General features: G+C 43.4%; 13 protein-coding genes. All 13 read right to left on the bottom strand.

Features of this window, described 5'->3' with window-relative positions; all coding sequences use genetic code 11:
- Positions 1-117: 117 nt before the first annotated feature.
- Complete coding sequence (locus WBA89_RS22360) at positions 118-1164, bottom strand: Npun_R2821/Npun_R2822 family protein (RefSeq protein WP_424409549.1); 1047 nt, start codon at positions 1162-1164, stop codon at positions 118-120.
- A 277-nt stretch (positions 1165-1441) separates the two neighbouring features.
- Complete coding sequence (locus WBA89_RS22355) at positions 1442-2308, bottom strand: Npun_R2821/Npun_R2822 family protein (protein WP_424409550.1); 867 nt, start codon at positions 2306-2308, stop codon at positions 1442-1444.
- A gap of 75 nt (positions 2309-2383) precedes the next feature.
- Positions 2384-3358: an Npun_R2821/Npun_R2822 family protein gene (locus WBA89_RS22350; protein WP_424409547.1), complete on the bottom strand. Its 975-nt coding sequence runs from the start codon at positions 3356-3358 to the stop codon at positions 2384-2386.
- Between the two features lie 79 nt (positions 3359-3437).
- Positions 3438-4388 (bottom strand): glycosyltransferase family 10 domain-containing protein, encoded by a 951-nt coding sequence (locus tag WBA89_RS22345; RefSeq protein ID WP_424409546.1) that lies wholly within the window; start codon positions 4386-4388, stop codon positions 3438-3440.
- Positions 4389-4482: 94 nt separating this feature from the next.
- Positions 4483-5679 (bottom strand): glycosyltransferase family 4 protein, encoded by a 1197-nt coding sequence (locus WBA89_RS22340; RefSeq protein WP_424409545.1) that lies wholly within the window; start codon positions 5677-5679, stop codon positions 4483-4485.
- 257 nt (positions 5680-5936) lie between these two features.
- Positions 5937-7940 carry an ABC transporter ATP-binding protein gene (locus tag WBA89_RS22335; protein WP_424409543.1) on the bottom strand — a complete coding sequence of 668 codons (2004 nt, stop codon included), beginning with the start codon at positions 7938-7940 and terminating at the stop codon, positions 5937-5939.
- Positions 7941-8026: 86 nt separating this feature from the next.
- Positions 8027-9184 carry a glycosyltransferase family 4 protein gene (locus WBA89_RS22330; protein WP_424409542.1) on the bottom strand — a complete coding sequence of 386 codons (1158 nt, stop codon included), beginning with the start codon at positions 9182-9184 and terminating at the stop codon, positions 8027-8029.
- A gap of 333 nt (positions 9185-9517) precedes the next feature.
- Positions 9518-10345 carry a hypothetical protein gene (locus tag WBA89_RS22325; RefSeq protein WP_424409540.1) on the bottom strand — a complete coding sequence of 276 codons (828 nt, stop codon included), beginning with the start codon at positions 10343-10345 and terminating at the stop codon, positions 9518-9520.
- Between the two features lie 96 nt (positions 10346-10441).
- Positions 10442-10780, bottom strand: coding sequence for a beta-1,6-N-acetylglucosaminyltransferase (locus WBA89_RS22320; protein WP_424409539.1), 339 nt, complete (start codon positions 10778-10780; stop codon positions 10442-10444).
- The gene (locus WBA89_RS22315) at positions 10675-11370 is read right to left on the bottom strand and encodes a hypothetical protein (RefSeq protein WP_424409537.1); all 696 of its coding nucleotides are present in this window, start codon (positions 11368-11370) and stop codon (positions 10675-10677) included. Before WBA89_RS22315 ends, WBA89_RS22320 begins: the two co-directional genes overlap by 106 nt.
- A gap of 2 nt (positions 11371-11372) precedes the next feature.
- The gene (locus tag WBA89_RS22310; protein ID WP_424409536.1) at positions 11373-11909 is read right to left on the bottom strand and encodes a glycosyltransferase; all 537 of its coding nucleotides are present in this window, start codon (positions 11907-11909) and stop codon (positions 11373-11375) included.
- Positions 11910-11952: 43 nt separating this feature from the next.
- Positions 11953-12408, bottom strand: a complete 456-nt coding sequence (locus WBA89_RS22305) for a hypothetical protein (RefSeq protein WP_424409535.1) — start codon at positions 12406-12408, stop codon at positions 11953-11955.
- Between the two features lie 291 nt (positions 12409-12699).
- The gene (locus WBA89_RS22300) at positions 12700-14484 is read right to left on the bottom strand and encodes a hypothetical protein (RefSeq protein ID WP_424409533.1); all 1785 of its coding nucleotides are present in this window, start codon (positions 14482-14484) and stop codon (positions 12700-12702) included.
- Positions 14485-14634: the final 150 nt, after the last annotated feature.

Here is a 14634-nt window from a genome sequence, read left to right as displayed (position 1 = left end):
GATCAAATCCACGCTTCATAGTTCTGTATTCATCTCTCTCTTGTCTTCCTCTGTGTTCTCTGCGCCCTCTGCGGTTAAATCATTCCGATGCTACCGGAAACGATATAATATCTAGCGCTACTTTATGAAATTGGTATAATCACCATCAATCCCAAAACTTCGCAACTTAAACATAATATTATTAATTTTTTTAACTACCAAAGTTTTGAAATTTCTACCCAAACGAAGCAACAAATTGGGCGGCGCGAGATTTGGCAGTTTTTCCGGCGAATTCAAATAGCGGTAGTGCAGAAATACCTCTCGGTAGGGAATCTCAACATCTTCCCCAGCACACAATCGAGTAAACTTGGCAGCCGAAATGCTCATGTAGTGCAAATAAGTCAGCCGCCGTCCTTTATCGTATAAAACATAATCTATCACATCAAATTTAGAAGACCAATGATTGCCCGTTACCGCTGCAGGTTGATGGTAAGCAAAATTATAAAAAGAGATGTTACTGCGGGCGACAAAATAGTTAAATAAAGGTTGGTCAGTTCCCCGCAAGGACAGGATTTCCGCTTCTCCTGAACTCAATTTGTTTAATAGTTCGACTGAGTTGTGGGGATTTAAAATACCTTTTTTTGAAGCAAACCAACCCGCACAAAAAATCTGAGATTTTAGTCTGTCAATCTGGAAAACTTTTGCGAGTTTTTCTGAGGAGAAATCAAACACATAATTGAGGTCAGATTTGTACTGAAAATCGTTTGCTACCCAATCAAATTCATCAAGTTTGTGATAAATGGCATCCAGAGAACCCATTAACAGAGTGTCCGCATCAAAATAGACAAATTTGTCAAAAGGGCCGTCAAAACAGCAAAATTTTCGGTGCATTCCCAGACAGTGAACTTGTCGCCAACCTTTAGCTTGCCAAGTTTTTTGAGCTTTTTTGTGAGATGTCCAAGCTTGAGTCGCCAAGTCTTCCCAAAAATGGATGGAATCGGTATTTTCAAATAAAGTAACATTGCTTCGCGAGGCAATTTCTACTCGCACTTTTTGCAAGTTATCGTCATAGGGAATGATGCAAACAGGAATATTTTTCGCGCCGTTGACTTCGAGACTGTTCAATAAAGCAACTAAGTGGTCAAAAACCACATCGTTTCCCAGAATATAAATGCCCTCAGCCATAGTTTTTTAATAGAAAATGTATCCCGTAGGGTGTGTTGGGCGCTTCCCAATAATCTCGCATTATGTTGAATATAATACCAATTTTAAAAACGAATGCAACAGAATTCGTGTCCCCCCCCTTTGCAAGGGGGGGCTAGGGGGGGTCAAAGAATGTTGCACGATTTTATAAAAATGGTATAAATATAGCGTCCAACGCACCCAATCATTGCGTGAGGTGCGTTGGGCGCTTCCGCATTTCTACCACGATATCAAATATTAAAGCAGCGCCCAACACACCCTACAAATATCGGAACAATTTTTGCATTAAATTAGGTTTTTCTTGATGTAAATAACGATAATGTTGCCAAAGTTTCCAGTAAGGACTACCCGATTTAATTGGTATCCCAGCCCAGTGCAGATATTTTAACTTTTTGCCTTTGTCATAAAGCAGGTAATCTATTTCTTGAAAATGTGTAGAACCAGCCCAGCTACCGGGTTCGGTGGCTGAAGTTTTTACCAGATTGCAGCGCTTGGGAATTAACTTAAGAATCATGTAATTTAGTATAGGTTGGTCTGTAACATTTTGAGTAAAATCAAAATATTCTCGATGCTGCGCGCATTCTCGCAAAATGTTGTACATTTGCGATTCGGTAATAGTGCCTTTTCTGGAAGCCCAAAAACCGCTGTTAAAGACATCTTGAAGCTGTGAGTCGGTAAATATATTCTGTTCTTTTATGACAGGTGAAAATACATTTCGCAGTTTTTCGCTGAGGTGGTGATAGTCGCAGCAAAAAAAGTCTACTTCTGAGAGTTTGTTTAAGTTGGCTGCGATGTCTTCAAAAACGATGATATCGGTATCGATGTACAGAAATTCGTCGAGGGGGCCAAACCAGGCGCAGAGTTTCCGCATTTTGTTGGGAAGGGCTAGAAAAGTGCGCTCGAACATTTGGCCAATTTCTCTGGTAAACTGTTCCACAAACTCCAGATTTGGGAACAATTGCACCCCGTAGAGGCTGCTGAGTGCGGCCGCGACTTGCTGATAATTGTCGTCAAACGGAATCAGAAAAACTGGTACTTGACAATTGTACAGACGTATGCTTGCCATAAGGGCGATCGCGCTTTCCATCACCTTATCATTAGCAACAATATAAATACCGCGACTCACATCAAATCCATTAACATCAGAATAACTCATCTCTCTTCTCTCTCAGCGTTCTCTGCGTCCTCTGCAGTTTAACAATCAAACATTTATCCTCAACCTTCTCAATACCCTGGTTAACAAATTCGACCTAGAAACCTCAGTATAAGACTTTAGCGGTTCCGTAAAAACCGGATGCTTTTCCGGTTCCCGGAGATAGCGGTAATGCAGAAACAAATCGCCATAGGGAAACTCAATATTTTCCCCCGCACACACCCTCCGAATTAAATCCGGCGGCACACCAATATAATGAAGATAAGTCAGCCGATTTCCCTTATCGTACAAAATATTATCGCGTTCTTCAAAATGTTGGGAAGTGACGCTACACCCAGTTGTCTCCCCATCCGGGAGGCTACAAGCAAAATTATAGCTCTTAATCCCCGTTTTCATCACCATATAATTGAGCAACGGCTGTTCTCCCGCACCTGCATAGAGAATTTCCCCCTCGCCCGATTGCAGTTGAGCTAACAGCCATTCCCTAGTATCTTGCTCAAACAATCCTTGCTTGCTAGCGTAAAATCCCGAACAAAATATTTCCGAATCTATCCGATTTTGCTCAAAAACTTCGAGCAGTTTTGGTGACTGAATATTGTATACTTTAGTTGCGTCGCGAAATTGAAAATCATAAACCACAAAATCCGATTCCTCTAACTTCTGAAAAACCGCATCAAGGGAATTCATCACCAAAGTATCAGCATCCATATAGATAAACTTTTCAAACGGGCCGTCGAAAGCGCAAAAGCGCCGGTGCGCGCCGTAAAGCCGAAACTTTTTGCGGTTCAAACGCTCTGGGGCGGCTGATTCCATGAATTCGTCCCATCGCTGAATAGATGCGCTATCTTCATAAATAAAAACGTTAGGACGGTTAACAATTTCTGCTTTGATTTGCTCGATTTGCTCGTCGAAAGGATAAATGCAGACAGGAATATTTGAGCCTAAGATAATTTCAATGCTGTTGAGCAAGGCAATTAGTTGATCGTAAACTATGTCGTTGGCTAGCGTGCAAATTCCATTCATATCTATTAGTCCGCGTAGGCGGACTTTGTTTGTGTAGTTGCGGTTTCAACCGCCGAATTATCTGTCATTGCGCTATTTCCTAAGATACAAAATTGGACAGCCAATTCAGCAAGTTCAATTCATGGAGAATGATTTGCCTCGCTTCCGCAATTTTCTCCCTCGCTTCATGCCAATAATCCGGGGTTGCAATCACCTCTTGAATAAATTCTACTCCTTTCTCATCCAAACTCGGAAGCCGCAGAAAACTCCCTGCAGGCAACAACTTATCCGCCGCCGAACCGCCGTAATAAATTGGCAAACACCAACCTAACAAAGCATCCCAAAGTTTTTCGCTGACATACAAATCGTTTTCAGCATAATTCTCCACAGCCAAATTGTAATAGTACGGTGCGACGGCGTGCCATTTATTGTTAACAGTGCCGTTTCCCTGCGCCCAAATTGGCAAGTTTCGCCCGTAAAGGTCAAAGTTTAATTCTTGTTGTTGCAGCAATTTGATAAAATTCAATCGGTGGCGGTGGTTGGCGCTGCGGCTAACACCTGAAGTTATCCAAGAACAGAATTTAGTTTTAGCTGGTGGCGGCATTTCATTCAGTTCTCGAAACGAGTTAGAGTGATACCAAATCGCGGGCATATAATCTGGTTTTGGTGCGAAGTCGTCTGGCCCAGAAACGTAACCGCAATAAAGTTTGGCTTGTTCGTAGTTGGCTTTGGTAATTTCAATTACTTCGGGTAATGGCGGCTCTCTGATTAGATAAATAATCCGTTCTTGGGGAACGTTGCGGAATTTGTCTCGAATGTCATTTTCTGGTTTATGATGCCTGTAATTTCGTATTTTATCCATCCACGATTGCTGTTTTGGTTGTCGGGGAAAGTCGAATTGATACATAAGTAAAAAGTCTGGTTCGGGGTGATTGGCTAGCATTTGAATATTTCCCCATTTGCCGAAGTTTTGGGGGGTTTGTTGCCACAGCCAGTCGCTTTGACTCATCCCTGGGTATGTAGTGATTGTGCCGATGATTTTTGGGTTCATTGCTCTCTGAGTCCGCGCACCATCCGGACTTTGTTTGTTTGGCCGCGGTTTCAACCGCCGGAGCTAGGAATAGCTAATTTAAAATTATACAAAACTAATTAATAAGTTGCGATCGCACTTCGTCATCCACATAACTCAAAATCCTCTCAATCCGATTTTCCCACGAAAATTGCTTGACAAATTTCAATGTTTCTGCATAACCTTCCAACTGCCTCGGATATGTGGTCAAACAATCTCGAATGCTTTGTGCAAACTGCTGCGGGTTATCCGGTTCGCACCAAATTGCTGCAATATTTCCCGATTTAAATTCCATCAAAGATGTAATCTCCGTCGCTACAATCGGAGTTCCCGACGCCATATAATCAAAGAACTTCAAAGGAGACGTGAACGTCGCGGCCTCTGTCAAACAGTGAGGGTGAGTCAAAACATCCGCAGCTTGCAGCAAGCTAGCCAGTTGATTTTGAGGCAGGTATCCGAGAAAATTAATGTTGTTAACTTGCTTCTCTTTAGCTAATTTCCGGTATGCTGTAACTTGGGATGAGTCACCACCGGCGATCGCAAATTGAACTTCCGGCAATTCCTTAGCTACATCTACCAACATATCAACACCTTTAAACGGGTAAAGTCCCCCCGCATAAACTGCTAAATACTGTCTTCCATCTGTTAATAGCTGCTGTCGCCAATTCTGGGCTGCTTCCGTTTGTCTGGCGAGAAACAAATGGTTAAAACCGTTGTGCAGCGTAATTATTTTTTCTGGCGGCATCCCATTCTCAATCATGCTGTCTCGAACAGTATCTGCAACAGTTACAGCAATTTGAAATAGAGGATTGCCAACTATTTCGGGTGCAAATTTCTTGTCTTCATGGTGGTGCTGTTCGTAGATAGCGGGAATTCCGTTTTTAATGGCAGCTTTGACAAAGTTCCAGTCGCGGCTGTGGACGATTTTAGTTGATTTAAGCAGGTGAATTGGTAAATAGTATTTGCAAACTATTGTACTCGCATTCGTCCACTTATTGTCCCAAAAATCGAGGGCAGGCACTGGCAAATCTGCTACTTTTAAGTTTTCCTCAAGATTGTAGGTTTGGGCAAGTTTGTCATCGGGTTTTCTCGGTTGAAAAGGAAAAAGCAAATCAACCGGATTTAAAGCGCTCCAGCCTTTGCGAAGGTATACTAAAACTGCTGGATAACCGAGATTGGCTGCGGCATTGGCAGAGTGTGCAACTTGAACTAAGCTTGCTATATTGGGTTGCGGCAAGACATTTCTGGTAAAAAAGATATAATATTTAGACATGGGAATTGGGAATTGTTGACTGTTGACTGTTGACTGTTAGCTGTTGACTGTTGACTGTTAGCTGTTAGCTGTTAGCTGTTAAGGATCGAAAACTTAATAACTTAAACACCTCCTACAGTCCTTTCTCTTGTAAGTTGCTTTCCTCGAAGGAGGCAGAGCCTCCGGATCTGCATTACCAGGCAGAGCCTGGTAACGAGCAATCAACTGCCAACTGGCAACTGCCAACTGCCAACTAACAACTGCCAACTGCCAATTACCTACTTTTTAACAGTTTGACGTTTGATAGTGTTTTCTATAAATTCTAAGGTTTTAAAAATATTAGCAGCGGAGTGAAATGATTCTCTGATTAACTCGTCTCTTTCTTCGGGAGAATCTACCATTTCATCTACTAGCAATTTGAGGTAAGCTATCATGGGAGTCAGGCGAGTGCGAATTTCGTAAGAACCTCTAATTAGTGCTTCATCGCGAGCGGTTTCTTCGGCAAATTGTACTGAATACAAGCGAGTGTAGTAACCTCCTTTTGCTAGCAATTCTTCGTGGGAACCCATTTCTACTACTTCTCCGCGATCGATTACGGCGATTTTGTGGGCTTTTTGGACTGTGGAGAGGCGGTGGGCGATGACTAAGGTTGTGCGATCGCAGCTCAATTTCTCGATCGCCGATTGCACGTATCTTTCGGAAACCGTATCCAGGGAACTCGTAGCCTCATCTAAAATTAAGATTTCCGGGTTTTGCAGCAAAGCTCTAGCAATGGAAATTCTCTGGCGCTGCCCTCCCGATAATATTACACCCCGATCGCCAATTTGAGTATCCAACCCCTCCGGCAACAGTTCGATAAACTCATAAGCATTCGCTCCCCGCGCCGCTTCCACAATTTCTGCATCAGTCGATTCGGGCCTAGCGTAAGCAATGTTTTCCCGAACTGAAGCATTAAACAAAAACGTATCTTGGCTAACAATACCCATCGCTTTTCTGAGACTTTTTAGCTCAAATTCCCGCAAATCTGTGCCATCAATCGAGATATTACCTTCAGTAGGATCGTAAAATCTCGGCAGTAAATCTGCCAAAGTTGACTTACCAGAACCCGAAGTTCCTACCAAAGCCAAAGTGGTGCCGCGAGGTAGAAATAAATCAATTCCTTGAAGCACTAAACTCTTGTGAGTCGGATAACTAAAAGATACTTTATTAAAATGGATTCCCGATCGCAAATGAGTGTAAGGCACAGAACCGTTCAGCATAAACGGCTTGTCATCGGAGCTCAAAAAATCATTGACCACCTCTACACTAGCCGACGTATTCGCAAATTGACTGCGCCCGCTGTTTAACTGAGAAATCAAAGGAATCAATCGAAAAAGCACCAATAAATAGGTTAATAAAACTGTTGAAATAGACTCTATTTCATTAACAAATAATGTGCGCCCTACAAATACAATCAAAAGAATAACTATTAAATTAACAACTTCGTTAATTGGGGCGATCGCCGCATAATTTACCTGAGCTTGAAAATCTGCGTGTTCTCGCCTTTGAATTAAATGCTTGATCCGCTGATACTCTCTTTCCTCGTTCCCAGTTGACTTTACCAGCCGAATCCCCGTCATAGTTTCGAGCACCCTAACCGAATAATCTTTCGACATTTCAGAAAGCATGAGACCAAAATGCTTGGAACGGTGAATAATATATTGATTTGTCCAAGCAACTAACGCCAGCAAAAATGTAGCTGTCACCGTCAGTTTCCACGAGATAGAAAGCAGCAAGCCCACAAACACCAAAACAGTAATTGAAGTAGTAAACATTCCGATCGCCGTACCAACTGCACTAGCCGTCCGGCCAATCTCTCCGCCCAATCTATTAATTAAATCCCCGACTTTAGTTTTAGAGTAAAAATCCAAATCTACTTCTAACAACAACCGCAAACCAGCTTCTCGCAAATCAAAAGTTAGAGAGCGCGTCAGAGAAGTAGCCACTAAAGTATTGATATAACTCGCAATATTCTTTAAAAAAATTGCCAGAAAAATTGCCCCGGCCATCAACGTTAAACGCTGATTTTCGGGCATTCCCTCAAAGGGATACATCAAAGTTTTAATGAGAGGTGGAGCGCCGCGCAGCTCGATCGCTTCATCCAAAAAATTTAAAAGCACTGGTACAATCAGAGTAGTGCTGATACCGCTGAATAAAGCCCCAGAAAAGCCCAGGATCACAGTTAACAAAATCCTGCCGGGATATCGTCTGGCAAATTTTAGGAGTAGCTTATTGGCAGACATGAAGCATTCCCAGCTAAACAGTATGGCATCTCAAAATATACTTTAATTATACCCAGTTTTTCTTCCTCTCTTCAGCCGCTTAAATGTCACCTCAATCTACCTAAGATTATATCTGAAAGTATCGGTGCCATTGCTTGAATGCTATATTTTTTTACGCATCTTTCCCGAGCTTTCATTCCTTGCAAATTCGCGGCTGTCAAATTTTGAAATATCCATTTAATTTTTTGGGAAATTTGACCGGGAGAACTCGGCTCGACTAAATAACCGGTTCCCCCTAAAATTGCTGGAATATCCCCCACTCGCGTCGATAAAACAGGCTTAGCCATTGCCATGCCATCTGTCAGCTTGAGCGGAAACTGAGCCACCGCTGTCAGAGTTTCTCGCTGAGGAACAACGACAACGTGAGCCGCCGCTACAACTTCAGGCATTGTCTCGATTGGAAACCTTGGGAGTTTAACAATCCAACGCCCCCATTGTTGCATAAGTCTATCATCATAATCGTCATAAGGACTTCCGCCGACGATCGCTAATTTTAAATCCGGCTCGTTTAACTGCTCGAGGGCCATCAAAACATCCTCAACACCTTTGTGAGGTCGAGGCGCACCCGGAAACATTAATATTCTATACCCAGACAAGCCATAGCGCTCTCTGCTCAATTCAGGATTGTATTTAGCAGGGTCGAACATTTTAGTATCCTTACCGTTCGGCAAATATACACCGCCAAAACGCTGTTGTAAAAACTCAGTATGAACGGTGACTGCATTAGCACGGTGGATTAAACTTTCCATCCACTTGACATATAGCGGGTGATCTGGTTCTCTCAATTGACCGTTTTGTTTGAATATATCTCGATAAAGTTGTTTAAAAGAAGGGCGGTATTGCCATTCATCTTGACCGAACCAGCTCAGTTCCAAGTCATCAATATCTAAAATAACAGGGCGGCGACTCGGTATTTTTTTTAGCAGCGACAAACCAAAGCTTGTGGGTTTAGGTTTGACTGCATAAATGATGTCTCCATCTATTTTTTTCAAAATTTTTTGAGCATCCATCAAAAACCCCGGATAGTTTTTTCCTGGGATTGCATATACTGGGATGTTTGCAGGAGGAATCGCATACAATTCTCGACCAAACTTAAATCCGACAACTTCTACCTCGCAGTTAAGCTCGATCAGCACTTGAGCTAATATAAAGGCACGAATTGCGCTTGCTCCCGATAAATCGCTCACCACTAATGAAACTTTCACTGAGTATTTTTTTTGACATTTGTTTGATTTTCCTGCTTAATCGAGCTTTTGTCAAGGCGATCGAAAATTGGATTTCCAGAAAACAGAAATCGAGTTTTTAACCGAGGGAAAGCTCAGTCCCTAAGTAAGTCATTGGTCATTGGTCATCAGTTATCAGTCATTAGTAGGGGCGGGTTTAGCTAACGATCTATGATACAAATGACTGAAAAATGGGGAAAACCCGCTCTCTTACTCTTGTTTGTTCTAGGTAAATTCTCGGATGTACTGACGCTATTTTTTAAATTTTTTGCGTAAATTTTGTTACTTTTGATGCTGTTTTGCCACCAACTTTCATTATTTTAAACGCCACGGATTGTTAAGTTGATTTGGGAGAAATATTTTAGCAGTGCGATCGAATATTCTAGTAAAAAGCGATCGCGTCACGTTCTTCGCGTACTGAGGGCGGTAAGGATAAGTGCAGTGCATTACTTTAATCGGTTTGTCGATCGTATAAGTGGCTTTCCACTGGTCTAAGTAGTTGTAAACAGGCGACAATGTTTTCATTTTTGGTTTTACCGCTTCGATCCCAGCAGCAAAAGCACCTTGATCTCTCAACATTAGCAGGTTTTGATTAGTAATTACTATCTCGAAATATTTCTTAAAATCTTGGAAAAACTTTTGATTTTTAGTGCTTTTTTTAAAAGCGATAAATCCGCTATTGTATTGAATACTATTTTCGCTCAAAGGTAATCCTACAGATTGCAAAGTAGACAGAATATCTCGCTCAACTCTTAATAAATGAGCAGCTTTAGCGATTGCAGGTTGTAGATCTTCAGTCACCAGGAAATCCACTTCATCAAGATAGTCAAAAACCTCATCTATTGGCGACAACAAACAAATATCGCAGTCCATGTAAATAGTCTTCTCAAAAGGAGAGCCGTCATACAAAGCCACCTTAGCTTGCCGCGAAGCCAAAACAGGATTTTCGTCAGGCGGTGCGGGCTGCAATTTCACATTTCCAAACGCCAGAAGTAAAGGATATAAAATCCGAGGAACTCTATCTATTAAAACAACAATGGGTTCGCGGTGAAATTTCCTGACTGATGCCAAAAAATGAATGCAATCTTGGAATGAGTAAAGACCTGTTAAAATAGTGATAAATCCCTTGGTTTCTACTTTCATTAAAAAATTAACTACTTTAGTTTTGCTGTTCGTTTTGTGGACTTTGGCGTTCAGGTTTTGAGGCGGACTGAAGTTTGATGCTGCGAACCTGGTTTTTTAAGTAAAAATTAAGGAATCTAGTTTGTCAAGAATTTCCGCATCTTGTTTGAGGTCGAATTTGCGCGCAAAGTGAAAGTTGCCGTTAGTAATTGTCGCATAATCTTGCACTGTCAGCGTTCTTGGTGAACCGGCGATTGCATTGGTATAATCAATATAGCGTTTGTCGTCATTCACCAGATTTAAGTTTTTATTGTTGACCAAGATAGTCTGGATGAAAGACTCTTCTGGAACTACTGTTTTTTGATAGTAATCCACAAAATCCGGGCGACTGTTCGCAAAATATTTGATGTATTCAACGCACTTTCTAGAAAGAGTATACCACAGCCGCCGTAGCAAATAAACCGATCGCTAAATAAGGTCGATCGGCGCGGTATCCCCACCAGCGGGCCGTAACTCAGGTAAAATTGCAGCGGAGTCAATTTTTGCACAGCCGACAACTGCTGAAACTCTTTCAAAAAATTGTAACTCCAGCGGCCGGGAATTCGCCAGTAACGGCAATAATACCGTTTGAATCCCTTCTGTTTGTCCCAAGGTATTCCCTCAGCCAAAACATCCCAGTACCGAATAAAACCATCCGAGTCAGTTTTCGCGAGAAACTCCTCAGTTTTTGACAGCCGTTGAGTCGGATAATCTTGGCCGGTCAAATTAATCAGCCAGTCAAAATCAGAATTATTGGCAAACAACCAGTCTATCGCATTTAAATAGGGTTGAACTTGACAAGAAAAATCGGCGCGGATTAAATATTCTTGATTCGTCAACAAATGAATGTTTGACAATTCTTGCAGCGGAGTCAAGTCTAAATCGCATCTATTAAAGTTGTGGTTGATCGGGATTTGAGAATTAGGACTCGATTTTTTTATAGTGCGAACCAGGCGATAAATTTGTTGGGGATTTTGATGAGTTTGGATAAAATAGCAAATTTTCACGGCTATTTCTTAGAGATAAATTGATTGAGGCGGCTTTGGAGGCGGTTTGCTTTCATAATTAGATGGCGGCGGGCTAAAAATATTTGCTGCTGCCAAATAGATGCGGTACACCAACGATAATATGCAGGAACAGCTACGTTTGTCAAAAAATTGCGCCACTGCGAAATAATCTGGGCATTTGCCGTTTCCTGTGCTCTGATTCTACCATTTTCGATCGTTGCCGCGCGCAAATTACGATCGCCCCGCAGCATCTCAACAGCAGCAATCGCTTCCTCCGGCGAAGCTACTTCTATGTAATCGAGTTGGCTTTTGCGTTCCCTGCGGTATGCAGATTCGCGGCCGAGAACCGCCGGAATGCCCGCGTGCCAAGCGTTAATCAATTTCGAGGGAGGTTTCGAGTCAAAAGTGAATTCGCCCTCAAAACTGCGAACAGCCACAATCACATCAACTTTACTGTAATCGTGCCAGCGATCGCACCCCACGACTTTCCAATCCAAACCCAAAGCGCCGAGTTTTTCGCCCCAAGAAGGTGCTTGCAATTCCGGTGCTAGACTGTCTAAAACGCCGAAGAAGGCTGCATTCTCAAAGATTTCGCCCCGACGGACCCGAATCGCGGGGAATTAACCCTGGTTGCAGCCAAAATTTGAGCGGATGACACTGCCATAAAAAGGGCGATCGACTAAATAGCGGATCGCGATCGTTCTGCACTACTTGTAACTGAGCGTAAGGGTGAGGTTCTCTATCCACTTTAATACAAACAACCAGCAACTTTGGCAGCGGTTGCAAATTGTCGGATAAAAAATCTCGATGCGACAGCACGATGCCTTCATCCGGCATAAAATCTATTAATTGACACTGCAACCCGTCCGCTTTCAAATAAAGATAAGTTTGCAGAGTCCAATCATACTTTCCCCGGCCGTACCTGCTACCCCAAGAACTCATCCACTGCCAGTATTTTTCAGGAATTTCTGGCAATTTTCCTGCAGGCCACTGGCTTTTAGGAATGTAAAAATAAATCGGCGGTAAACTCTCATTCATTCATCTAGCTTGCAATTGAGAAAGAGCGATAGGCGCATATTTTATGAGATATCAGTATGGAGGGGGCAGGTTTACATAATTTGTCGATAATTATCAAATATACCAATCCTAAATCATTTGTGAATTTCTTGCTCCCTCCCCTGATTCAAGGGGAGGGTTGGGGTGGGGTAAAAAACTTACGACTCCTGCAAGGATTGCTATATATCGGCGAGGGGAGTCCCTACAAAATTAACACGATCCAAGTCTGAATCAAAGTGACATGATATCAGCCTTCACCTGCTGTAAACCAACTTATTTTAAACGGGGCGCGCAACCAGAGTTCGATCGAGGATTGCGAGAGTCAGCAGCATTACCCGGATTGTATCCAACCAGCGTAACTTCCCCTTTTGCATTCATCACCCAACCGCGCGCGGGAACCACTTCCTGAGTTTTTTTCTCCATTTCTTCCCTCGAACTTCTATCCGTAACATCCCTTAAATCCGTTCCAGAATCCGCTGCCGAACCTTCCACCCACGGAAACGGTGCAGGTTCGCTGCTGAGAACATCGTTAGGACTCGGTGGCACTCCCCCTTTCCCAGTGACTGTAAACTCGTTGTCGCCCCCTTCGAGACAGGGATTTGCAGCAATTAATGCCGCCCGATCGACCAAATTTTGCGGCAGTTCCACTAAACCTTGAGCCGGATTCACCCCAGCAGGGCTAAACGTTACTGTCCCTTGCAAAGCCGGGCCGCCACTTTGGGAAATAGCCGCAATATCGCTGGTGGGAAGCAGAGAAGTAGGACTTACTTGCAAATCTGCAAATTGAGCATCTGTTAATCCCAAAGTACCTCGAACCTGTTCGCGAGTGGCTGCTGCAAAGCCCAAGACATTGGGGACATTGACATTCACGCGACCACCTTGGGCCGATCGCGCATTAGCAGTAATATCGCTATTTTCCTTGGGTAAAGCAGCCAGAATATCGCTTTTAATATTGATATTACCGCCGCCAGAACTACCTGCATCAGTTGTGATTCTGCTCCCTCGGCGTAACTGGACATCCCGTGCTTCGAGGTTAATATTTGCTCCGGCACCGGATTCAGTTCTACCGTCAATGGTGCTTTGGTTGTCAAGGGAAATTGAGTCTGCTTCCACGTTAATGTTACCAGCCCGTCCCGATCCCAAGGCTTGCAGATTGAGTGTTCCTCCATTGCGAAGAATCAATTGCCCGACATTCAGATTCAACGAACCTGCATTCGCCGTAGCATTGGGATTGATTACACCAGATGCAATCCCAACGGAAATCTGAATTTGACTGTTAAATTCACCTGACCCCCCATTACCTATCACGTTTACGCGGCCTGCATCAAGCGTGATGCTTCCGGCATCTCCTCTGCCTAAAGATGCCGTAGAAATAATTCCCCCATCCCGTAGAGTGATTACAGGTGTAGAAATGTTCATGCTCCCTCCGGGACTGGCAGAGTAGGCATCAGCGGAGATGAAACTAGCAGTCCGACTCCCATTTGCCAAAACTCCAGAAATACCCTCGACTGTTACTGACTCAGAGCTTCTAATTGTTAAATTACCTCCTTGCCCCGCAGTTGTATTCAACGGTTGGTTGCCAACAACAGATCCGCTAGATAAACTAATTCCGCCTCCTTCAGAGATAATCAACCGCTTCGTGTCGATATTAATGTCCCCGGCTCTCCCCTTAGTGCTGACGGCGGTTGCGCCGATAAAGGTTGGGGTAGGATTGCCGTCGGGAGTTCGCAAAATTTCTACTGATTCGGAAGCTTGAATATTGATATTCCCCGCTGCTTCTTCACTGCGAGTAATGCTGACGATACCAGCGCCATCGCGCACTCTTAAACGTTCTCCCTCAAAGGTGAAACTTCCTCCCTTACCCGTACTCCCCGCAATTGTGCCGCTGTTGATCCCAGAACCGGCCATATCAAAAACCCTGGCACGGAAGGTCATATTTCCGGCGTTGCCAGCACCTAACGTGGCGCTACCCAATACGCTTCCATTGTCTATCAGCAATCGTCCTGTATCGATCGTGATGTTTCCGGCGTTTCCTGTGCCGTTGGTGCTAGTTACCAAAATAATTTGCGGGTCAAAAGGATTTGTTAGAGAGTCGATGGCAGGGTGTCCCCCACCATCTCTCCTACAAAACCGGGAAGAGCGACTTTCACCGCACACGGCTCCTGAGTGATGTAATCCTGGTTATGGATACAGTATGATCGCATAATG

This window comes from Microcoleus sp. (assembly GCF_049646505.1).
Classification (GTDB): domain Bacteria; phylum Cyanobacteriota; class Cyanobacteriia; order Cyanobacteriales; family Microcoleaceae; genus Microcoleus.
The sequence above is the reverse complement of the archived record's forward strand: the minus strand, read 5'-3'. Positions and strand labels throughout refer to the sequence as shown.

Coding starts and splice junctions, on each gene's coding strand:
- WBA89_RS22360 (WP_424409549.1), bottom strand. CDS start 1,164: ATGGCTGAGGGCATTTATATTCTGGGAAACGATGTGGTTTTTGACCAC.
- WBA89_RS22350 (WP_424409547.1), bottom strand. CDS start 3,358: ATGAATGGAATTTGCACGCTAGCCAACGACATAGTTTACGATCAACTA.
- WBA89_RS22345 (WP_424409546.1), bottom strand. CDS start 4,388: ATGAACCCAAAAATCATCGGCACAATCACTACATACCCAGGGATGAGT.
- WBA89_RS22340 (WP_424409545.1), bottom strand. CDS start 5,679: ATGTCTAAATATTATATCTTTTTTACCAGAAATGTCTTGCCGCAACCC.
- WBA89_RS22335 (WP_424409543.1), bottom strand. CDS start 7,940: ATGTCTGCCAATAAGCTACTCCTAAAATTTGCCAGACGATATCCCGGC.
- WBA89_RS22325 (WP_424409540.1), bottom strand. CDS start 10,345: ATGAAAGTAGAAACCAAGGGATTTATCACTATTTTAACAGGTCTTTAC.
- WBA89_RS22305 (WP_424409535.1), bottom strand. CDS start 12,408: ATGAATGAGAGTTTACCGCCGATTTATTTTTACATTCCTAAAAGCCAG.